Raw genomic sequence first — 21132 nt, 5'->3', positions numbered from 1 at the left:
CGGGCGCATTCCGCCGACGGGCGAACCGCGCGGGTCGCACGCACCCTGGAAAGGGCCCGGAAATCGAGCGTTGTGACGGGGGTAGGCTCGACAATGCCCGGTGCGGTAACAGCCACCGGTTTACAACAGTGGAGAGGAGCCCTGACTCAGGGTGAGCACCAAGCCGACCACCACAGACCTCCAGTGGACCGAATTGGACCAGCGGGCCGTGGACACTGTCCGCGTCCTCGCCGCGGACGCCGTACAGAAGGTCGGAAACGGCCACCCTGGTACGGCCATGAGCCTGGCTCCCGCCGCGTACACCCTCTTCCAGAAGGTGATGCGGCACGACCCGGCGGACGCGGACTGGACCGGCCGTGACCGGTTCGTCCTCTCGGCGGGCCACTCCAGCCTGACCCTCTACATCCAGCTCTACCTGGCCGGCTACGGCCTGGAGCTCGATGATCTGAAGGCCTTCCGCACCTGGGGCTCCAAGACCCCCGGCCACCCGGAGTACGGGCACACCACGGGCGTCGAGACGACCACCGGGCCGCTGGGCCAGGGCGTCGCCAACGCGGTGGGCATGGCCATGGCGGCACGGTACGAGCGCGGCCTGTTCGACCCGGACGCGGCCCCCGGCACCTCCCCGTTCGACCACAACATCTGGGTCATCGCCGGTGACGGCTGCCTCCAGGAGGGGATCTCGGCCGAGGCCTCCTCGCTGGCGGGTCACCAGAAGCTCGGCAACCTGACCCTGCTGTGGGACGACAACCACATCTCCATCGAGGGCGACACGGAGACCGCGGTCTCCGAGGACACCCTCAAGCGCTACGAGGCGTACGGCTGGCACGTCCAGCGTGTCGAGCAGCTGCCCAGCGGTGACCTCGACCCCAAGGGTCTGTACGAGGCGCTGCTGGCCGCCAAGGCCGAGACCGGGCGCCCGTCGTTCATCGCGGCCCGGTCGATCATCGCCTGGCCGGCCCCGCACGCCCAGAACACCGAGGCCGCGCACGGTTCGGCGCTCGGCGACGACGAGGTCGCGGCCACCAAGCGGGTCCTGGGCTTCGACCCGGAGAAGTCCTTCGAGGTCTCCGAGGAGGTCATCGGGCACACCCGCGAGGCGCTGGACCGCGGCCGTGAGGCCAAGGCCACCTGGGAGAAGTCCTTCGCCGCGTGGCGCACCGCCAACCCGGAGCGCGCCGCCGAGTTCGACCGGATCGCCGCGGGCGAGCTGCCCGCGGGCTGGGAGGAGCGGCTCCCCCTCTTCGAGGCGGGCAAGAGCGTCGCCACCCGCGCCGCGTCCGGCAAGGTGCTCCAGGCGCTCGGCGGGTTCATCCCCGAGCTGTGGGGCGGCTCCGCCGACCTCGCGGGGTCGAACAACACCACGATCGACAAGACCTCCTCGTTCCTCCCGGCGGGCAACCCGCTGCCGGGCGCGGACCCGTACGGCCGCACGATCCACTTCGGCATCCGTGAGCACGCCATGGCCGCCGCCATGAACGGCATCGCGCTGCACGGCAACACCCGTATCTACGGCGGCACCTTCCTGGTGTTCTCCGACTACATGCGCAACGCGGTGCGTCTGTCCGCGCTGATGCACCTGCCGGTGACGTACGTGTGGACGCACGACTCGGTCGGCCTGGGCGAGGACGGCCCCACCCACCAGCCGGTGGAGCACCTGGCCGCGCTGCGCGCCATCCCGGGTCTGAACATCGTGCGCCCGGCCGACGCCAACGAGACCACGATCGCCTGGCGCGAGATCCTGCGCCGCTACACCAAGGTGTTCGGCAAGGGCGCCCCGCACGGTCTGGCGCTGACCCGCCAGGGTGTGCCGACGTACGAGGCGAACGAGGACGCGGCCAGGGGCGGCTATGTGCTCTTCGACGCCGAGGGCGGCGAGCCGCAGGTCCTGCTGATCGGCACCGGCTCCGAGGTGCAGCTCGCCGTGGAGGCGCGCGAGCAGCTCCAGGCCGCCGGGGTTCCGACCCGGGTCGTCTCGATGCCGTCGGTCGAGTGGTTCGAGGAGCAGGACCAGGCGTACCGGGACAGCGTCCTGCCGCCGTCCGTGAAGGCCCGGGTCGCCGTCGAGGCGGGGATCGGCCTGACCTGGTACCGGTACGTCGGTGACGCCGGGCGGATCGTGTCGCTGGAGCACTTCGGCGCCTCGGCCGACGCGAAGGTGCTGTTCCGGGAGTTCGGCTTCACCGCCGAGCACGTGGCCGCCGCCGCGCGGGAATCTCTCGCCGCCGCCGCGCGCTGACGCCGGTATATACGACTAGTAGGAGATGCAATTCTCATGACAGACGCACTCAAGCGCCTCTCCGACGAGGGCGTGGCGATCTGGCTCGACGACCTGTCGCGCAAGCGGATCACCTCCGGCAATCTCGCCGAGCTGATCGACCAGAGCCACGTCGTGGGTGTCACCACCAACCCGTCGATCTTCCAGAAGGCGATCTCCTCGGGCGACGGTTACGAGCAGCAGCTCACCGACCTCGCCACCCGCAAGGTGACCGTCGACGAGGCCATCCGCATGATCACGACGGCGGACGTCCGTGACGCCGCCGACATCCTGCGTCCGGTCTTCGACGCGACCGACGGCCAGGACGGCCGGGTCTCCATCGAGGTGGACCCGCGGCTGGCCCACCACACCGCGCCGACCGTCGCCGAGGCCAAGCAGCTGGCCTGGCTGGTGGACCGGCCGAACACGCTCATCAAGATCCCGGCGACGAAGGCCGGTCTGCCGGCGATCACCGAGGTCATCGGCAAGGGCATCAGTGTCAATGTGACGCTGATCTTCTCGCTGGAGCGCTACCGCGAGGTCATGGACGCCTACCTGGCGGGCCTGGAGCGGGCGAAGGCCGCGGGCCTGGACCTCTCCAAGATCCACTCGGTCGCCTCGTTCTTCGTGTCCCGGGTGGACAGCGAGATCGACAAGCGGCTCGACGCGCTGGGCACCGACGAGGCCAAGGCCCTCAAGGGCAAGGCGGCGCTCGCCAACGCACGGCTCGCCTACCAGGCGTACGAGGAGGTCTTCGCCTCCGACCGCTGGGCCGCGCTCGACCGGGCGCAGGCCAACAAGCAGCGTCCGCTGTGGGCCTCCACCGGGGTCAAGGACCCCGCGTACAAGGACACGCTGTACGTCGATGACCTGGTCGCCCCCGGCACGGTGAACACCATGCCCGAGGCCACGCTGAACGCCACGGCGGACCACGGACAGATCATCGGCGACACCATCGCCGGCACCTACGGGCAGGCGCGCGCCGAGCTCGACGCCGTCGAGAAGCTCGGGATCTCCTACGACGACGTCGTACGGGTCCTGGAGGACGAGGGCGTCGAGAAATTCGCGGTGTCCTGGAACGACCTGCTCACTTCCACCGAGGCGGAGCTCAAGCGCCTCGCCCCTTCGGAGGGCTGACCACCTTGTCCGGTGTTCCCGGAGCCAACCCGCTTCGTGACGCCCAGGACCGACGGCTCCCGCGTATCGCGGGGCCGTCGGGCCTGGTCATCTTTGGTGTCACGGGCGATTTGTCCCGTAAAAAGCTGATGCCCGCTGTCTACGATCTGGCCAACCGCGGCCTGCTGCCGCCGGGCTTCTCGCTCATCGGCTTCGCCCGCCGCGAATGGCAGGACGAGGACTTCGCCCAAGAGGTCCACGACGCCGTCAAGCAGCACGCCCGTACCCCGTTCCGCGAAGAGGTCTGGCAGCAGCTCATCCAGGGGATGCGCTTCGTCCAGGGCAACTTCGACGACGACGAGGCCTTCGAGACCCTGAAGGCCACCATCCAGGAGCTCGACCAGGCACAGGGCACGGGAGGCAACTTCGCCTTCTATCTGTCCGTTCCGCCGAAGTTCTTCCCCAAGGTCGTCCAGCAGCTCAAGAAGCACGGGCTCGCCGACCAGAAGGAAGGCTCGTGGCGGCGTGCCGTCATCGAGAAGCCGTTCGGGCACGACCTCACCAGCGCGCAGGAGCTCAACCAGCTCGTGCACGACGTGTTCCCGCCCAACGAGGTCTTCCGGATCGACCACTACCTGGGCAAGGAGACGGTCCAGAACATCCTGGCGCTGCGTTTCGCCAACACGATGTTCGAGCCGATCTGGAACCGGTCCTACGTCGACCACGTCCAGATCACGATGGCCGAGGACATCGGCATCGGCGGCCGGGCCGGCTACTACGACGGCATCGGCGCGGCCCGTGACGTCATCCAGAACCACCTCCTCCAACTGCTGGCGCTGACGGCGATGGAGGAGCCCGGCTCCTTCCACCCCAAGGCGCTGGTCGCCGAGAAGCTCAAGGTGCTCACGGCGGTCGAGCTGCCGGAGGACCTGGGCAAGCACACCGTGCGCGGCCAGTACGCGCACGCGTGGCAGGGCGGCGAGGAAGTCCCCGGCTATCTGGAGGAGGACGGCATCGACCCCAAGTCGACGACCGACACCTTCGCCGCGATCAAGCTGACGATCAACAACCGCCGCTGGGCGGGCGTGCCGTTCTACCTCCGTACCGGAAAGCGGCTCGGCCGCCGGGTCACCGAGATCGCGGTCGTCTTCAAGCGTGCCCCGTATCTGCCCTTCGAGTCCGGCGCCACCGAGGAACTGGGCGGCAACGCCCTGGTCATCCGGGTCCAGCCGGACGAGGGCGTGACCGTGCGCTTCGGCTCCAAGGTGCCCGGCACCTCGATGGAGGTCCGGGACGTCACGATGGACTTCGCCTACGGCGAGTCCTTCACGGAGTCCAGCCCGGAGGCGTACGAGCGGCTCATCCTCGATGTGCTGCTCGGCGACGCCAACCTCTTCCCCCGCCACCAGGAGGTCGAGCTGTCCTGGAACATCCTCGACCCGATCGAGGAGTACTGGGACAAGCACGGCAAGCCCGCGCAGTACGCGGCCGGCACCTGGGGTCCGGCCGAGGCTGACGAGATGCTCGCACGCGACGGACGGAGCTGGCGCCGGCCATGAAGATCGATCTCACGGAAACCACGTCCAGCAAGATCAACCAGGCCCTGGTGTCGGCCCGCCGGGCCATCGGCACCCCGGCCATCGGCATGGTGCTCACGCTGGTCATCGTCACCGACGAGGAGAATGCGTACGACGCGCTCAAGTCGGCGGGCGACGCCTCGCGCGAGCACCCCTCGCGGATCATCGCGGTGATCAAGCGGATCAGCCGCTCGCCCCGCAGCCGCCGCGACGCCCGGCTCGACGCCGAGGTCCGGGTCGGCTCCGACGCCGGCACCGGCGAGACGGTCGTGCTGCGACTGCACGGCGAACTGGCCAACCACGCCCAGTCGGTGGTCCTGCCGCTGCTGCTGCCGGACGCCCCCGTCGTGGTGTGGTGGCCCGAGGACGCGCCCGCCGAACCGGCGAAGGACCCGCTGGGGGCCCTCGCGCAGCGCCGGATCACGGACGCCTACTCCGCCGAACGCCCGCTCGACGAGCTGGCGGTCCGCGCGGCGACGTACAACCCGGGCGACACCGATCTGGCCTGGACCCGCATCACCCCGTGGCGTTCGATGCTGGCCGCCGCGCTGGACCAGCAGCCCGCCGCGGTCAGTGCCGCGACCGTCGAGGGCGAGAGCGACAACCCGAGCTGCGAACTGCTCGCCATGTGGCTCGCGGACCGGCTGGGGGTCCCGGTGGAGCGCACGCTCTCCGGCGGTCCCGGTCTGACCGCGGTCCGGCTGGAGACGAAGAACGGTGTCATCGTCCTCGACCGGGCCGACGGCTCACTGGCCACGCTCTCCATGGAGGGCCAGCCGGACCGCGCCGTCGCGCTCAAGCGGCGGGAGACCGCCGAACTGCTCGCCGAGGAGCTGCGCCGTCTGGACCCGGACAACACCTACGAGTCCGCGGTGAAGTTCGGTGTGGAGCGCCTCGGCGGTCCGTCACCCGCGCCGACGGTGAAGACCGTCCGGGCGGCGGAGCAGCCGTCCGCCGACGACGGGGCGAAGGCCCCGGCCGCGAAGAAGGCCCCGGCCAAGAAGGCGGCGTCCAAGTGACGGTCCCCCAACTGGTCGTGCACCGCGACAAGGAGCTGATGGCGCAGGCCGCGGCGGCCCGGCTGATCACGAGGATCGTGGACTCCCAGGCCGCACGCGGTCACGCCTCGGTGGTGCTGACCGGAGGACGCAACGGCAACGGCCTGCTGGCCGCACTCGCCGCGGCGCCCGCCCGGGACGCGGTCGACTGGGCACGCCTGGACCTCTGGTGGGGCGACGAGCGCTTCCTGCCCGAGGGCGACCCGGAGCGCAATGTCACGCAGGCCCGCGAGGCCCTGCTGGACTCGGTGCCGCTGGACCCCGCCCGGGTGCACGCGATGCCGGCCTCGGACGGCGTGTACGGCGGTGACGCGGACGCTGCCGCGGCCGGCTACGCCGCCGAGCTCGCCGCGGCGGCGGGGCCGGAGGACCACGGCCCCGTACCGGCGTTCGACGTGCTGATGCTGGGCGTGGGCCCGGACACCCATGTCGCCTCGCTCTTCCCGGAGCTGCCCGCGGTACGGGAGACCGAGCGCACCGTCGTCGGTGTGCACGGCGCCCCGAAGCCGCCGCCGACCAGGGTCTCCCTCACGCTGCCCGCGATCCGGGCGGCGCGCGAGGTCTGGCTGCTGGCGGCGGGCGAGGACAAGGCGGAGGCCGCGGCCATCGCGCTGTCGGGTGCCGGGGAGATCCAGGCCCCGGCGGCGGGAGCGTACGGACGCTCCAGGACGCTGTGGCTGCTGGACGCCGCGGCGGCCTCGCAGCTGCCGCGTGCGCTGTATCCGCCTGCCTCTCCCTGAGCGGTCGTCGGCAGGACACCACGGAGGCCCGGTTCGCTCATCGAGCGGGCCGGGCCTTTGTCGGCACACGCTCCAGGAAGGGTTCCAGCAGGCCGGGGACGGCCTCGGCGGCGAAGCCGAGGCCCTCGTGGGCGTCGGCGTCGTGCGCCGTGTAGGCGCCCGCTCCGGCGGCCGTGGTGGCGGTGACGCTCAGCAGCCCGGCCCGCCGCTGGAAGTACGTCTGCCTGACCGTCCAGCCGATCACCCCGGTCCGCTCCAGCGCCGCGGTGGAACGGCGGAGGGTGCCGGAGCGGGTCACCAGATAACGGCCGCCGACGGCGTGTCCCAGCGCGCGGTACGCGTCCAGCGCGAGCAGCACCGCGACGGGCGGGAACACCACCGCCCAGGCGAGCGCGATCCAGAGCAGGACGGGTGTCAGCAGCGCCCCGAGCACGGCCAGGACCGCGGCGGGGGCCAGGGCCGCCCAGAGGGCCCAGCCGAGCCTGCGGCGGCGGGCCGCGCGCGGGTGGCCGGTGAGCGGGACACCGGTCGGGGCGACCGGCTCCCGCAGTACCTCGGCGGCGACGCCGTCGGCCAGCCGCCGGGGCGCGGGCGGGAGCAGGGTGTTGTGGTCGGCGTTCTCCGACTCCTCGTCCTTGGCCATCCCCGTGGTGATCGCGTCCAGCCGGGCGGCGCCGAGCAGCCGGACACCGAGCGGCTCGACGAGGTCCACACCGCGCAGTCTGGCCTCCTCGACCGAGATGGAACGGGTGGTCAGCAGCCCGCGCCGGACCCGCAGGGTGCCGCCGGGTTCGCGCTCCAGACGGTAGTTCCACCACATCTCGACCCAGAGCCCGAGCGCGCCGATCACGCCCGCGACGAGGGCCGCCAGGACCAGGATCGCGATCATCCAGAGCAGCGCGGTCTCCCGGAAGAGATCACCGATCCAGGCGATGAGCTGTCCCTGTGCCCCGGCCCACTCGCTGACCTGCATCACGGCCCCCGCCGCGGCGCCGCCCAGCATCGGGGCGACGAAGGAGACCGGGGCATAGCGGATCCAGCGCGGGTCGAGGGTGACCAGGTCGCCCTCGCGGTGGCTGCCCCCGGGGCCGGTGGCGGCGCGTTCCAGCAGCAGCCGGCGCAGCCGTTCACCCTCGGCGCGGGTCACCGGGTCGAGCTCCAGGGTGGATTCGCCGCCGGTGTGCTCCCCGGTGCCGATCCTGACCGTGACGAGGCCGAGCAGGCGCAGCATCAGGTGGGCGGTCAGATCGACGCTGCGGATGCGCTCACGGGCCAGGGAGCGCTTCTTGACGAGCAGGAGCCCGGTGTGGAGGTCGACGCGCTCGGGGCCGACGCGGTAGCGGGTGCGGCGCCAGCGGATGTGGTCGCCGGCCGCCGCGCAGCCGATCAGCAGGGCTGCTCCGGTCAGCACCCAGAGCACCGCCGGGCCGGTCCCGAGCCGGCCGGCCAGCCCGAGGGTGGTCGGTACGGCCGCGCCCGCCGCGACGCCCGCCGTGAGGAGCGCGGTGACCAGGACCGTGCGCGGGGCGAGGCGGCGCCAGTCGTCGACAGCGCTCATGTGGCGTCGCCCGGGGTGTCACGGGTGATCCGGGTCAGCCGTTCGGCCAGCTCGGCCGCCACCTCGTGGTCCAGTCCCTCGATCTTCACCGCGCCCTTGGCGGACGCGGTGGTGACGGTGACCGTGGCGAGCCGGTAGAGCTGTTCCAGCGGGCCGCGCACGGTGTCCACGGTCTGGATCCGGGACATGGGCGCGATCCGCCATTCCTGCCGGAGGACGCCGGTGCGGACGTACACCGCGTCCTCGGTGACCTCCCAGCGGTGGGTCCGGAACCACCACAGGGGGAGGAGGACGGCGCAGGCCGCTCCGGTGACGGCCAGCACTCCGGCGGGCAGCAGCAGCCAGAACCGGGCCGGTTCTATGAGCAGGCCCAGCACCCCGAGCACCACGACCGGCAGGGCGGTCAGCAGCACCCACTGGGCGCGCCACCAGCCCACGGCCCGTCCGTCCAGCGTGTTGACCGGCGGCCGGAGCCGTATGGTCCCCTCCCCCTGCGGCATCGGCTCAGCGCCCCCGCAGCGTGCGGTAGGCGGCGGCCAGCGTCGCGGTGGAGCTGTCCAGTCGCTCGCCGCCGGTGCCCTCGGTCAGGACCGGTTCGATCTTCTTGGCGAGCACCTTGCCGAGCTCGACGCCCCACTGGTCGAAGGAGTCGATGTTCCAGACGGCGCCCTGGACGAAGACCTTGTGCTCGTAGAGCGCGATCAGCTGGCCGAGGACCGAGGGGGTCAGCCTGTCGGCGAGGATCGTGGTCGTGGGGTGGTTGCCCCGGAACGTCTTGTGCGGGACCAGTTCCTCGGGCACCCCTTCGGCGCGGACCTCGTCGGGTGTCCTGCCGAAGGCGAGGGCCTGGGTCTGGGCGAAGAAGTTGGCCATCAGCAGGTCGTGCTGGGCGATCAGTCCGGGCAGCAGGTCGTGCACCGGTGCGGCGAAGCCGATGAAGTCCGCCGGGATCATCTTCGTACCCTGGTGGATCAGCTGGTAGTACGCGTGCTGGCCGTTGGTGCCGGGGGTGCCCCAGACCACCGGGCCGGTCTGCCAGTCCACCGGATCGCCGTGCCGGTCCACGGACTTGCCGTTGGACTCCATGTCCAGCTGCTGCAGATACGCGGTGAACTTGGACAGATAGTGGCTGTAGGGCAGCACCGCGTGCGACTGGGCGTCGAAGAAGGCGCCGTACCAGACTCCCAGCAGGCCGAGCAGCAGCGGGGCGTTCTCCTCGGCGGGGGCGGTACGGAAGTGCTCGTCGACGAGGTGGAAGCCGTCGAGCATCTCGCGGAACCGGTCCGGGCCGATGGCGACCATCAGCGAGAGGCCGATGGCGGAGTCGTAGGAGTAGCGGCCTCCGACCCAGTCCCAGAACTCGAACATGTTGGCCGTGTCGATGCCGAAGTCCGCGACCTTCGCCGCGTTGGTCGACAGCGCCACGAAGTGCTTGGCCACTGCGTCCTGACCGGCCCTCAGCTCGGTGAGCAGCCAGTCGCGGGCGGAGGTGGCGTTGGTGATGGTCTCGATCGTGGTGAACGTCTTGGAGGCGATGACGAACAGCGTCTCGGCCGCGTCGAGGTCACGTACCGCCTCGTGGAGGTCGGCCCCGTCCACGTTGGAGACGAAGCGGACGGTGAGCGAGCGGTCCGTGAAGGAGCGCAGCACCTCATAGGCCATGGCGGGGCCGAGGTCGGAGCCGCCGATGCCGATGTTGACGATGTTCTTGATGGGCCGGCCGGTGTGACCGGTCCACTGCCCCGACCTGATCCGCTCGGAGAAGGCGGCCATCCTGTCGAGGACGGCGTGCACGGCGGGCACCACGTTCTCGCCGTCGACCTCGATCACCGCGTCGCGCGGGGCGCGGAGCGCGGTGTGCAGGACCGCCCGGTCCTCGGTGGTGTTGATCTTCTCGCCGCGGAACATCGCGTCGCGCAGCTCCGCGACCCCGGTGGCGGTGGCGAGTTCGCGCAGCAGGCGGAGCGTCTCGTCGGTGACCAGGTGCTTGGAGTAGTCGAGATACAGGTCGCCGACCCGCAGGGTGTAGGCGCTGCCGCGGTCCGGGGCGTCCGCGAACAGCTGCCGCAGATGGGTCCCGCCGAGCTCCTCACGGTGCGTGCCGAGAGCCGTCCACTCGGGCGTCTGATTGAGCCTGGTTCGGCTTTGTGCGTTCATCGCGGATATCAGCCCACTTCTTCTCGTACTTGCGCATCCCCGCTGCCCCTCCAACCTAATTGATCGGGAGTCGCTGGGGCGCGAGGGCGGGCTGCGGCACAGGAAACGCGGGCGCCGGCGGGGGAATTGCAGACCGGCCGGACACCCTGGGGTGTCCGGCCGGTGAAGGATTTCCCGCTTGCCGGGAGGCGCTAGATCTCTCCGCGCAGTTTGGCAAGGGCCTCGGCGAGAATGGCCTCGCCGTCCGCGTCGCTGCGCCGCTCCCGTACGTACGCCAGATGCGTCTTGTACGGCTCGGTGCGCGGCGGGTCCGGCGGGCTGTCCCGGTCCTGGCCGGCCGGGAAGCCGCAGCGCGGGCAGTCCCAGGTCTCCGGTACCTGCGCGTCATGGGCGAAGCTCGGCTGCGTCTCGTGCCCGTTCGAGCACCAGAAGGAGATGCGGAGGCGCGGTGCGGACTCGCCCCGCTCGGCCTCCCCCATCGGCCCCGCTCCGACCCGGCTTCCCCGGATCGCGTTGCCACTTGCCACGGTCGTAACTCCCTGCGTGATGGTGCTCGAGGATGCCCCAGTCTACGTAAGGCCCAACGCGCGTCCAGTGAAAGGAGTTACACCCTCACCGGGAATCGCGGACGACGGGTCAGTTGTCCAGCTTGATCAGCAGACCAAGGACCACAATGCAGGCGAACCAGCCCAGACCGACCACGACGGTGATGCGGTCGAGGTTGCGCTCGGCGACCGAGGAGCCACCGACGGAGGACTGCATACCGCCACCGAACATGTCGGAGAGGCCGCCGCCCTTTCCCTTGTGCATCAGCACCAGCAGCATCAGCAGCAGGCTGAAGACGATCAGGGCGATCTCGAACCCCAAAATCACGGCTGGTCCCTACTTTCCGGAATTTCTAGGACTGCATGTACGGACAACGGGGGCCGGAGGGTGATACCCCCTTCGGCCCCCGCAAGGGTACGACGGATCCGCGCTAGCGCATACTCACTGGTCGCGGAAGCGGACGATCTTGACGAACTCGTCGGCGTCCAGCGCGGCGCCGCCGATCAGGGCGCCGTCCACGTCGGGCTGGGCCATGATGGCCGCGACATTGCCGGACTTCACCGAGCCGCCGTACTGGATACGCACGGCGTCGGCCAGCTCCTGCGAGTAGAGCTCGGCCAGCCGGCGGCGGATGGCTCCGCACACCTCCTGGGCGTCCTCGGGGGTGGCGACCTCGCCCGTCCCGATGGCCCAGACCGGCTCGTAGGCGATCACGATGGACTCGGCCTGCTCGGCCGGCACGTCCTTGAGGGCGCCGTCGAGCTGCGCGAGCGTGTAGGAGACCTGGTCACCGGCCTTACGGATGTCCAGGCCCTCGCCGACGCACAGGATCGGGGTCAGACCGTGCTTGTACGCGGCCTTCACCTTGGCGTTGCAGACCTCGTCGCTCTCACCGTGGTACTGGCGGCGCTCGCTGTGGCCGACGGCCACGTACGCGCACTTCAGCTTGGCGAGCATGGGGCCGGAGATCTCACCGGTGTACGCGCCGGAGTCGTGCGCCGAGATGTCCTGGGCGCCGTACTTGATCTTCAGCTTGTCGCCGTCCACCAGGGTCTGCACGGATCGCAGGTCGGTGAAGGGCGGCAGGACGGCGACCTCTACGGCGTCGTAGTCCTTGTCGGCCAGGGCGAAGGCGAGCTTCTGGACGTGGGCGATGGCCTCAAGGTGGTTGAGGTTCATCTTCCAGTTGCCCGCCATCAGCGGGGTGCGGGTGCTCATTAAGGGTCAGTCCTCCAGTGCGGCGAGGCCGGGAAGCGTCTTGCCCTCGAGGTATTCGAGGCTGGCGCCGCCACCGGTCGAAATATGGCCGAATGCGTTCTCGTCGAAGCCCAGGATGCGGACGGCGGCGGCGGAATCGCCACCACCGACGACGCTGAAGGCCGGGGAGTCGATGAGGGCCTGCGCGAGTGCGCGCGTGCCCTCGGCGTAATCGGGGTGCTCGAAGACGCCCATCGGACCGTTCCAGAAGACGGTGGCCGCGTCGGCGAGCTTCGATGCGTACAGCTTGCGGGTCTCGGGACCGAGGTCCAGACCCATCTGGCCGGCCGGCATGGCGTCGGCGGCGACCGTGCTCGGGTGGGCCGGAGCCTTGGTCCTCAGGTCCGGGAACTCACCGGCGACCAGGACGTCGACGGGGAGCACGAACTCCACGCCGAGCTCCTCGGCACGCTTGAGGTAGCCCTGGACCGCGGGGACCTGGTCCTCCTGGAGCAGCGAGGTGCCGATCTCGTGGCCCTGGGCCTTGAGGAAGGTGTACGCCATGCCGCCGCCGATCAGGATGCGGTCGGCCTTCTCCAGCAGGTGGTCGATGACCCCGAGCTTGTCGGAGACCTTGGCGCCGCCGAGGACGACCGCGTACGGCCGCTCGACGTCGGAGGTGAGCTTCTTCAGCACGCCGACCTCGGTGGCGATGAGGTAGCCCGCGCAGTGCGGCAGCCGCGCCGGGAGGTCGAAGACCGAGGCGTGCTTGCGGTGGACGGCGCCGAAGCCGTCGCCCACGTACACATCGGCGAGCTCGGCGAGCCGGTCGGCGAAGGCCCCGCGCTCGGCGTCGTCCTTCGACGTCTCACCGGCGTTGAAGCGGAGGTTCTCGATGACGGCGACCTTGCCGTCGGTGAGGGCCCCGACCGTGGCGCGGGCGGACTCTCCGACGGTGTCGGCCGCGAAGGCGACCTCCGTGCCGAGGAGTTCACCGAGGCGGGCGGCGGCGGGCGCCAGCGAGAAGGCCGGGTCCGGGGCGCCCTTGGGGCGGCCGAGGTGCGAGGCGACGATGACCCGTGCCCCCGCGTCGGCGAGCTTGGTGACCGTCGGGACGACGGCGCGGATCCGGCCGTCGTCGGTGATGGTGGTGCCGTCCAGCGGCACATTGAGGTCGGCGCGGACGAATACCCGCTTGCCCGCGACCCCTTCGGCGAGAAGTTCGTCGATCGTCTTCATCTGTTCCGTTACTCCTTGCAAGGGCGGATGAGCATGCAAGGAGGCTCGAACCGCGCCACGTTGCGCCGTTCGAGCCCCTGGGGGGTGCCCGGTGGATCGTGGTCGGACACCCCCGAGCTCACATCGAGATGCCTGCCGATCCGAGGATCAGAGCTGGCCGCCGACGAAGACGGTCAGGTCGACGAGGCGGTTGGAATAACCCCACTCGTTGTCGTACCAGCCGAGGATCTTCACCGTCCTGCCCTCCTGAACCATCGTCAGGGAGGAGTCGAAGGTGCACGACGCCGGGTCGCTGACGATGTCGGACGAGACGATCGGGTCCTCGGTGTAGGCCAGGTAGCCCTTGAGGTCGCCGTCGTCGGACGCCTTCTTGAACGCGGCGTTGACCTCGTCCTTGGTGACCTCGCGCTGGAGCTCGACGACCAGGTCGGTGGCCGAACCGGTCGGGACCGGGACGCGCATCGCGATGCCGTCGAGCTTGCCCTTGAGCTGCGGGAGGACCAGGGCGGTGGCCTTGGCGGCACCCGTCGTGGTCGGAATGATGTTCTCGGCGGCGGCGCGGGCGCGACGCAGGTCCGAGTGCGGGAAGTCCAGGATGCGCTGGTCGTTCGTGTACGCGTGGACCGTCGTCATCAGACCCTTGACGATGCCGAAGTTCTCGTCGAGAACCTTGGCCATCGGCGCCACACAGTTGGTGGTGCAGGAGGCGTTGGAGATGACGTGGTGGTTGGCCGCGTCGTACTTCTCCTGGTTGACGCCCATCACGATGGTGATGTCCTCGTCCTTGGCCGGAGCCGAGATGAGGACCTTCTTGGCGCCGCCCGCGAGGTGCTTCTCGGCGTCGGCCTTCTTGGTGAAGATGCCGGTCGACTCGATCACGATGTCGACGCCCAGCTGACCCCAGGGGATGTCGGCCGGGTTGCGCTCGGAGAGCACCTTGATGGTGTGACCGTCGACGGTGATGGTGTCGGCGGTGTGGCTCACCTCTGCCTTGAGACGACCCAGAATGGTGTCGTACTTCAGCAGGTGGGCCGTGGTCGCAGTGTCACCCAGGTCGTTGACAGCCACGATCTCGATGTCCGCACCCTGCTCCAGCAGCGCGCGGAAGTAGTTACGTCCGATGCGGCCAAAGCCGTTGATGCCTACGCGGATCGTCACGAACCGATCTCCTCGTTAGGTACGCCGGGTTTCGACGCCGGCGAGTTGTATAGGGATGTCCCCGACCGCCTCCGACCCTACCTCTCCAAGGGCCCGGGAGTGACATCGAGAGGGGCCGGACGAGCGCTCGGGCCCGTACTCCTGGGTAGGAGCACGGGCCCGGGATCCCTTGGTCCCGTCGCAGGCCGGGACCTTGGTCCCGGCCTGCGACGACCGGAGCCGAGAGTCGTGACCCCCGGCTTGTCAATGCCTCTCCGCGCCTTTTCGCGCGGGCCCGCCGCGGCTTGATCCCGCCCTCGGGACCGGCCGGCCGCGCGGGTCCGCCGGGGGCGGGAATCCGGCCGCCGCCGCGGGCCCGCGGGGAGGGGAGCGGGTCAGCCGACGAGGCCGTCGGCGAGCTCCTCGCTCAGGGTGGACTCCGTACCCGGGATGCCCAGGTCCTGGGCACGCTTGTCGGCCATGGCCAGCAGGCGGCGGATCCGGCCAGCGACCGCGTCCTTGGTCAGCGGCGGGTCGGCGAGCGCGCCCAGCTCCTCCAGGGAGGCCTGCTTGTGCTCCATGCGCAGGCGTCCGGCCGCCGCGAGGTGCTCGGGCACCTCCTCGCCCAGGATCTCCAGCGCGCGCCCCACCCGGGCCCCGGCGGCCACCGCGGCGCGGGCCGAGCGGCGGAGGTTGGCGTCGTCGAAGTTGGCCAGCCGGTTCGCCGTGGCCCGGACCTCGCGCCGCATCCGGCGCTCCTCCCAGGCCAGCACCGACTCATGGGCACCGAGCCGGGTCAGCAGGGCCCCGATCGCGTCGCCGTCCCGGACCACGACACGGTCCACCCCGCGCACCTCGCGGGCCTTCGCGGCGATGGAGAGCCTGCGGGCCGCGCCGACCAGCGCGAGCGCCGCCTCCGGCCCCGGGCAGGTCACCTCCAGCGAGGAGGAACGGCCCGGCTCGGTGAGCGAGCCGTGCGCCAGGAAGGCTCCGCGCCAGGCCGCCTCCGCATCACAGGTGGCTCCCGAGACCACCTGTGGGGGAAGTCCGCGGATGGGCCGGCCGCGGCCGTCCACCAGACCGGTCTGGCGGGCCAGCTGGTCACCGCCCGCCACCACGCGCACGACGTAGCGAGAGCCGCGCCGCAGCCCGCCGGGGGCCATCACGATCAGTTCCGAGCTGTGCCCGAAGATTTCGAGGATGTCGCGCTTGAGCCGGCGCGCCGCCATCGCGGTGTCCAGCTCCGCCTCGATCACAATCCGGCCGCTCACCAAATGCAGCCCGCCCGCGAAACGAAGAATCGCCGAGACTTCTGCCTTCCTGCAGCAGGTCCGGGTGACGGGAAGCCGAGAGATTTCGTCCTTCACCGCTGGCGTCATCGCCATGGGCCGATCCTTCCATGCATCCGAAAAATACGGTCGTACGCGGCGGCCAACAGCTCCGGATCATGAATCGGAACGCCGTCGGGTGAGGCCACAGGCGCCAGCTCGACCGCGGCACCGAGCCGTTTCGCGGCATCGGCGAGGGACTCACGGTCGGGCACGGCGGCCTCGTCGGCCAGCACCACGTCCAAGGCGAGTTTAGGTGCGTGTCGTCCCAAAACCTCCAAATGACGCTGCGGGGAGAAGCCATCTGTTTCACCGGGTTGCGGCGCGAGGTTCAGCGAGAGGACCTTCCGGGCCTTCGTGGCGACCAGTGCGTCGAGCAGATCGGGCACCAGCAGATGCGGGATCACCGAGGAGAACCAGGAGCCGGGGCCGAGGACCACCCAGTCCGCGTCGAGGACGGCCTCGACCGCCTCGGGGACGGCCGGCGGGTCCGCCGGGACGACGTGCACGGACTGGACCTCCCCGGGGGTGAGCGCCACCGTGGCCTGGCCGCGCACGGTGACGATCTCCTCGGGGCGGTCCGCGTCGTGTCCCCGTACCAGCGCCTGGAGCTCCAGCGGCACGGCCGACATCGGCAGCACCCGGCCGTGCGCGCCGAGCAGCTTGCCGACCAGGTCGAGCGCCTGCACATGGTCGCCGAGCTGCTCCCACAGGGCGACGATCAGCAGATTGCCGACCGCGTGCTCGTGCAGATCGCCCTTGGACTCGAAGCGGTGCTGGATGACCCGGGCCCAGGTCTGTCCCCAGTCGTCGTCGCCGCAGAGCGCGGCGAGCGCCTTGCGCAGGTCACCGGGCGGCAGGACGCCCAGCTCCTCGCGCAGCCGGCCGCTGGAGCCGCCGTCGTCGGCGACGGTGACCACGGCCGTGAGATCGCCGGTGATCCGGCGCAGCGCCGCGAGGGACGCCGACAGGCCCATGCCGCCGCCGAGCGCGACGACCTTGGGCTGGGCGCCGCGCTTGCGGCCGGAGAGCGCCGACGTGGCTCTGCTGAGCCGCCGCAGACGCAGATTGCGACCGGTCACTCGCGCCCCATGTCCCGGTGGACGAGGACCGTCTCGATGCCTTCCGTGGCCAGTCGGGCCGCGAGCTTCTCCGACATCGCGACGGAGCGGTGCTTGCCGCCCGTGCACCCGACGGCGATGGTCACGTACCGCTTGCCCTCGCGGCGGTAGCCGGCCGCGATCAGCTGGAGCAGCTCCGTGTACTGGTTGAGGAACTCCTTGGCGCCCGGCTGGTCGAAGACGTACGCGGACACCTCCTCGTTGAGGCCGGTGAACGGGCGCAGCTCCGGGACCCAGTGCGGGTTGGGCAGGAAGCGGCAGTCCACGACCAGGTCGGCGTCGACCGGCAGGCCGTACTTGAAGCCGAAGGACATCACCGTGGCCCGCAGCTCCGGCTCCTCGTCGCCCGCGAACTGGGCGTCCATCTTGGCCCGCAGTTCGTGCACGTTGAGGCTGGAGGTGTCGATCACCAGGTCGGCGTCGCCGCGCAGCTCGCGCAGCAGATCGCGCTCGGCCGCGATGCCGTCGACGATCCGGCCGTCGCCCTGGAGGGGGTGCGGGCGGCGGACCGACTCGAAGCGGCGCACCAGGGCGTCGTCGGAGGACTCCAGGAAAACGATCCGCCTGGTGACGTGCTTGGCCTCCAGGTCCGCGAGGGACTCCCGCAGATTGTCGAAGAAGCGCCGGCCGCGCACATCGACCACGACGGCGATCCGGGCCACATTGCCCTGCGAGCGGGCGCCGAGCTCCACCATGGTGGGGATCAGCGCGGGTGGCAGATTGTCGACGACGAACCAGCCGAGGTCCTCCAGACACTTGGCGGCGGTGCTCCGCCCGGCGCCCGACATCCCGGAGATGATCACCAGTTCGGGAATGGCCGACGTGGCGGCCTCGCCCGTCTCGCTCGTGGTGCCCGTACTCACGTCTGCTGCTCCGTCTGCTCGGTCTGTGCGTTCGTGCTGGTGTTCGTGTCCGGGGGTGTGTTCGCCCCCGGCCGTGGTTCTGTTCTCTGTCTCGTCCGTGTGCTCAGTCATGACGTACCCCCGTCGTCGTCTTCAATGATCTCTCCTGTGGCCGTGTTCACGGCAGGTGCGGCCGGGGCGGTCGAGGCGAGGGCGGCGGCCACCGATTCCGCCGTCCTGCGGCCTATCCCCGGGACCTGGCAGATCTCGTCGATTGTCGCCTGCCGCAGCTTCTTCACGGAGCCGAAATGCTTGATCAGCGCCTGTTTCCGGGTCTCTCCGAGGCCGGCGACATCATCCAGGGGGCTGCTGCGGATGCGCTTGGCCCGCTTGGCCCGCTGGTAGGTGATGGCGAAGCGGTGCGCCTCGTCGCGGACGCGCTGGAGGAGGTAGAGGCCCTCGCTGGATCGGGGCAGGACCACGGGGTCGTCGTCATCGGGAAGCCAGACCTCTTCGAGGCGCTTGGCCAGCCCGCAGACGGCGATGTCGTCGATCCCCAGCTCGTCCAGGGCGCGCTTGGCGGCGGCCACCTGGGGCTGTCCGCCGTCGACGACGACGAGCTGCGGCGGATACGCGAACCTCTTGGGGCGGCCGTCGTCCTCACGGGGCTCGTCCTCACGGGACTGGCCCTCACGGGGCTCGCCGCCGCCGGGACCGGCGTCCCCGGCGAGCTCCGGCGCGGGGACGGGTCCGGTGGGTGCCGGGCCGGACGCCCGCGGCTCCTCCCACTCCCCCGTGCGCTCCTTCTCCTGGAGGTAGCGCTTGAACCGGCGCCCGATCACCTCGTGCATCGAGCGGACGTCGTCCTGGCCCTCGAAGCCCTTGATCTGGAAGCGCCGGTACTCGCTCTTGCGGGCGAGCCCGTCCTCGAAGACCACCATCGACGCGACCACGTCGTCGCCCTGGAGATGGGAGATGTCGTAGCACTCGATGCGCAGCGGGGCGGTGTCGAGGCCGAGTGCCTCGGCGATCTCCTCCAGGGCGCGGGAGCGGGTCGTCAGGTCGGAGGCGCGCTTGGTCTTGTGCAGTCCGAGCGCCTGCTGGGCGTTGCGCTGGACGGTGGCCATGAGGTCCTTCTTGTCCCCGCGCTGCGGGATGCGCAGGCTGACCTGCGAGCCCCGGCGCCCGGCGAGCCACTGGGAGACCGCTTCGGGGTCCTCGGGGAGGGCCGGGACCAGGACCTCCTTGGGGACGGAGTCCCCCGTCTCCTCGCCGTACAGCTGCTGGAGGGCGTGCTCGACCAGGCCCGCGGTGTCCACGGCCTCGACCTTGTCCGTGACCCAGCCGCGCTGGCCGCGCACCCGGCCGCCGCGGACGTGGAAGATCTGGACGGCGGCTTCCAGCTCGTCCTCGGCGACGGCGATCAGGTCGGCGTCGGTGGCGTCGGCGAGGACGACGGCGCTCTTCTCCATGGCCCGCTTCAGGGCCTCGGCGTCGTCACGGAGCCGTGCGGCCCGCTCGTACTCCATCTCCTCCGCCGCCAGCATCATGTCCTTCTCCAGCCGGCGGAGGTACGTCCCCGTCCGGCCGGCCATGAAGTCGCAGAAGTCCTCGGCCAGTTCGCGGTGCTCCTCGGGGGTGACGCGGCCGACGCAGGGCGCCGAGCACTTGCCGATGTACCCGAGGAGGCAGGGGCGGCCGGTCCGGGCGGCGTTCTTGAACACGCCCGCGGAGCACGTACGGACGGGGAAGACGCGGAGCATCAGGTCGACGGTCTCGCGGATGGCCCACGCGTGCCCGTACGGACCGAAGTAGCGCACGCCCTTCTTCTTGGCCCCGCGCATGACCTGGACCCGCGGGAACTCCTCGTCGAGCGTGACCGCGAGATACGGATAGCTCTTGTCGTCGCGGTACTTGACGTTGAACCGGGGGTCGTACTCCTTGATCCAGGAGTACTCCAGCTGGAGCGCCTCGACCTCGGTGGAGACCAGCGTCCATTCGACGGACGCGGCGGTCGTGACCATCGTGCGCGTACGCGGGTGGAGTCCGGCCAGGTCCTGGAAGTAGTTGGCCAGGCGCTGGCGCAGGTTCTTCGCCTTCCCGACGTAGATCACCCGGCGGTGCTCGTCGCGGAACTTGTAGACCCCCGGGGAGTCGGGGATCTGTCCCGGCTTGGGGCGGTAGCTGGAGGGGTCTGCCATGTCTCACACCCTACTTGCGGAGTGTGACAGTCAGCCCTCGTCGCGGGTGGTGCCGTGCTCCGGGGCACGGATGCGGTGCGCGCACCCCGGAGCACGGGTCCTGCGGGCGCCGGTCAGGCGCCGGTGACGGGGGTCTCCCGGGTACGGCGGTGGCGGCGGGCCGCGGTGATGCCGCAGAGGGCCAGGACCAGCAGGGCCCCGGCCCCGGCGGCGGCCGAGGTGGCGGTCGGGGCGGTGCCCGGACCGCCGTCCGGGGTGCCCTCCGCGGTGGCGGCCAGGGCGGGGGCGGAGCCGGACCCCTCGGCCGGACCGGCCACCGGACCGGGGCCGGAGCCCGTCGCCGCTCCGGGGCCGTAGCCTCCCGCCTTCCCGGAGCGGGCGTAGCCGGAGCCGGGGAGCTTGTCCCCGTACGCCTCCCGCACCCGGTCGCGGTAGGCGGACAGGGTGGTGCCCTCCGCGCCGACCGCCCCGGCCGCGTCCTCGTCCAGCGGGAGCACCTTCGCCCCCTTGTGGACGTACCAGGCGTCGATCTGCGGCTCACGGAACACCGTGCCGCCGGGGAGCTTGCGGGCGCCCGCCGCGGCGTACCGCGCCTCGTCGTCGCCGGTGGCGATGTTCACCACCTGCCAGTCCCCGCTCCGGCCGGCCTTCGGGACGGTCCACAGGGAGGCCTTCTGCCCGTCCGAGGAGACCGCGGTGGAGGCGAGGTAGTCGAGCGTGCTGAGGGCCGCCCCCGGTCTCCCGGCGACGAAGTCCGCGGAGAGCGTGCGGACGGGGACGGCCGTGGGCCCGACCCGCGGTGCGGCCGCGGCCCGGGTGACCGCTCCCTCCCTGGCGAAGAACCGGGACAGGGTCTCCAGCGTCGAGGCCGAGGTGGCCGCCTCGTGGGCGGCGGCCAGGGCCGGGGCGCTGACGGTGAGGACGGGCGCCGGGGTGGTGGTGGCCGGGCGGGTGGCGGGTGCGCTGTCCGCCGCGGCCTGGGGAGAGGCGGCGGCGAACAGCGCGGCGCCGGTGAGCGCGGTGGCCGTGACGATGCGCCGGGTCGTGGAAGTCATGCC

General features: G+C 70.9%; 18 protein-coding genes. 5 read left to right on the top strand and 13 right to left on the bottom strand.

Features of this window, described 5'->3' with window-relative positions; all coding sequences use genetic code 11:
• Window positions 1–151: 151 nt before the first annotated feature.
• From tkt to pgl, 5 genes are read left to right on the top strand one after another with little or no spacing between them, the layout of a single operon-like run.
• Window positions 152–2239, top strand: coding sequence for a transketolase (gene tkt / locus ABT170_RS09770; protein ID WP_329942318.1), 2088 nt, complete (start codon window positions 152–154; stop codon window positions 2237–2239).
• A 36-nt stretch (window positions 2240–2275) separates the two neighbouring features.
• Window positions 2276–3394 (top strand): transaldolase, encoded by a 1119-nt coding sequence (gene tal / locus ABT170_RS09765; RefSeq protein ID WP_329942317.1) that lies wholly within the window; start codon window positions 2276–2278, stop codon window positions 3392–3394.
• 5 nt (window positions 3395–3399) lie between these two features.
• Entirely contained in the window at window positions 3400–4932 is a 1533-nt protein-coding gene (zwf, locus tag ABT170_RS09760; protein WP_266929683.1) for a glucose-6-phosphate dehydrogenase, read from the top strand.
• Window positions 4929–5969, top strand: a complete 1041-nt coding sequence (opcA, locus tag ABT170_RS09755) for a glucose-6-phosphate dehydrogenase assembly protein OpcA (RefSeq protein ID WP_329942316.1) — start codon at window positions 4929–4931, stop codon at window positions 5967–5969. The genes zwf and opcA overlap by 4 nt, the downstream gene beginning before the upstream one ends.
• Window positions 5966–6748, top strand: a complete 783-nt coding sequence (gene pgl, locus ABT170_RS09750; RefSeq protein ID WP_351865573.1) for a 6-phosphogluconolactonase — start codon at window positions 5966–5968, stop codon at window positions 6746–6748. Before opcA ends, pgl begins: the two co-directional genes overlap by 4 nt.
• 37 nt (window positions 6749–6785) lie before the next feature.
• On the opposite strand, the gene ABT170_RS09745 is transcribed toward pgl, so the two are convergent.
• From ABT170_RS09745 to ABT170_RS09685, 13 genes are all read right to left on the bottom strand, one after another.
• Window positions 6786–8306 carry a PH domain-containing protein gene (locus tag ABT170_RS09745; RefSeq protein WP_351865570.1) on the bottom strand — a complete coding sequence of 507 codons (1521 nt, stop codon included), beginning with the start codon at window positions 8304–8306 and terminating at the stop codon, window positions 6786–6788.
• Entirely contained in the window at window positions 8303–8806 is a 504-nt protein-coding gene (locus tag ABT170_RS09740; RefSeq protein WP_329942313.1) for a PH domain-containing protein, read from the bottom strand. Before ABT170_RS09740 ends, ABT170_RS09745 begins: the two co-directional genes overlap by 4 nt.
• Before the next feature lie 4 nt (window positions 8807–8810).
• The gene (pgi, locus tag ABT170_RS09735; RefSeq protein ID WP_329942312.1) at window positions 8811–10463 is read right to left on the bottom strand and encodes a glucose-6-phosphate isomerase; all 1653 of its coding nucleotides are present in this window, start codon (window positions 10461–10463) and stop codon (window positions 8811–8813) included.
• A gap of 191 nt (window positions 10464–10654) precedes the next feature.
• Entirely contained in the window at window positions 10655–10990 is a 336-nt protein-coding gene (locus tag ABT170_RS09730) for an RNA polymerase-binding protein RbpA (protein WP_136207022.1), read from the bottom strand.
• Window positions 10991–11099: 109 nt separating this feature from the next.
• Window positions 11100–11336 carry a preprotein translocase subunit SecG gene (gene secG, locus ABT170_RS09725; RefSeq protein WP_018104607.1) on the bottom strand — a complete coding sequence of 79 codons (237 nt, stop codon included), beginning with the start codon at window positions 11334–11336 and terminating at the stop codon, window positions 11100–11102.
• A gap of 114 nt (window positions 11337–11450) precedes the next feature.
• The gene (gene tpiA / locus ABT170_RS09720) at window positions 11451–12227 is read right to left on the bottom strand and encodes a triose-phosphate isomerase (protein ID WP_329942311.1); all 777 of its coding nucleotides are present in this window, start codon (window positions 12225–12227) and stop codon (window positions 11451–11453) included.
• Between the two features lie 6 nt (window positions 12228–12233).
• A complete protein-coding gene (locus ABT170_RS09715; protein ID WP_351865564.1) occupies window positions 12234–13445 on the bottom strand; it encodes a phosphoglycerate kinase in 1212 nt (403 codons plus the stop codon).
• A 147-nt stretch (window positions 13446–13592) separates the two neighbouring features.
• Window positions 13593–14603, bottom strand: coding sequence for a type I glyceraldehyde-3-phosphate dehydrogenase (gene gap, locus ABT170_RS09710; protein WP_329942309.1), 1011 nt, complete (start codon window positions 14601–14603; stop codon window positions 13593–13595).
• A gap of 374 nt (window positions 14604–14977) precedes the next feature.
• A complete protein-coding gene (gene whiA / locus ABT170_RS09705; RefSeq protein WP_030919772.1) occupies window positions 14978–15967 on the bottom strand; it encodes a DNA-binding protein WhiA in 990 nt (329 codons plus the stop codon).
• The gene (locus ABT170_RS09700; protein WP_329942308.1) at window positions 15958–16992 is read right to left on the bottom strand and encodes a gluconeogenesis factor YvcK family protein; all 1035 of its coding nucleotides are present in this window, start codon (window positions 16990–16992) and stop codon (window positions 15958–15960) included. The genes whiA and ABT170_RS09700 overlap by 10 nt, the downstream gene beginning before the upstream one ends.
• The gene (gene rapZ / locus ABT170_RS09695) at window positions 16989–18005 is read right to left on the bottom strand and encodes an RNase adapter RapZ (RefSeq protein WP_329942307.1); all 1017 of its coding nucleotides are present in this window, start codon (window positions 18003–18005) and stop codon (window positions 16989–16991) included. Before rapZ ends, ABT170_RS09700 begins: the two co-directional genes overlap by 4 nt.
• A complete protein-coding gene (uvrC, locus tag ABT170_RS09690) occupies window positions 18002–20074 on the bottom strand; it encodes an excinuclease ABC subunit UvrC (protein ID WP_351865559.1) in 2073 nt (690 codons plus the stop codon). Before uvrC ends, rapZ begins: the two co-directional genes overlap by 4 nt.
• 113 nt (window positions 20075–20187) lie before the next feature.
• Window positions 20188–21129, bottom strand: coding sequence for a hypothetical protein (locus ABT170_RS09685; protein ID WP_351865556.1), 942 nt, complete (start codon window positions 21127–21129; stop codon window positions 20188–20190).
• Window positions 21130–21132 lie beyond the last annotated feature (3 nt).

It is taken from the genome of Streptomyces sp. NPDC001787, from assembly GCF_040297465.1.
Lineage (GTDB): Bacteria > Actinomycetota > Actinomycetes > Streptomycetales > Streptomycetaceae > Streptomyces.
This window is presented reverse-complemented; position numbering and strand designations above follow the sequence as displayed.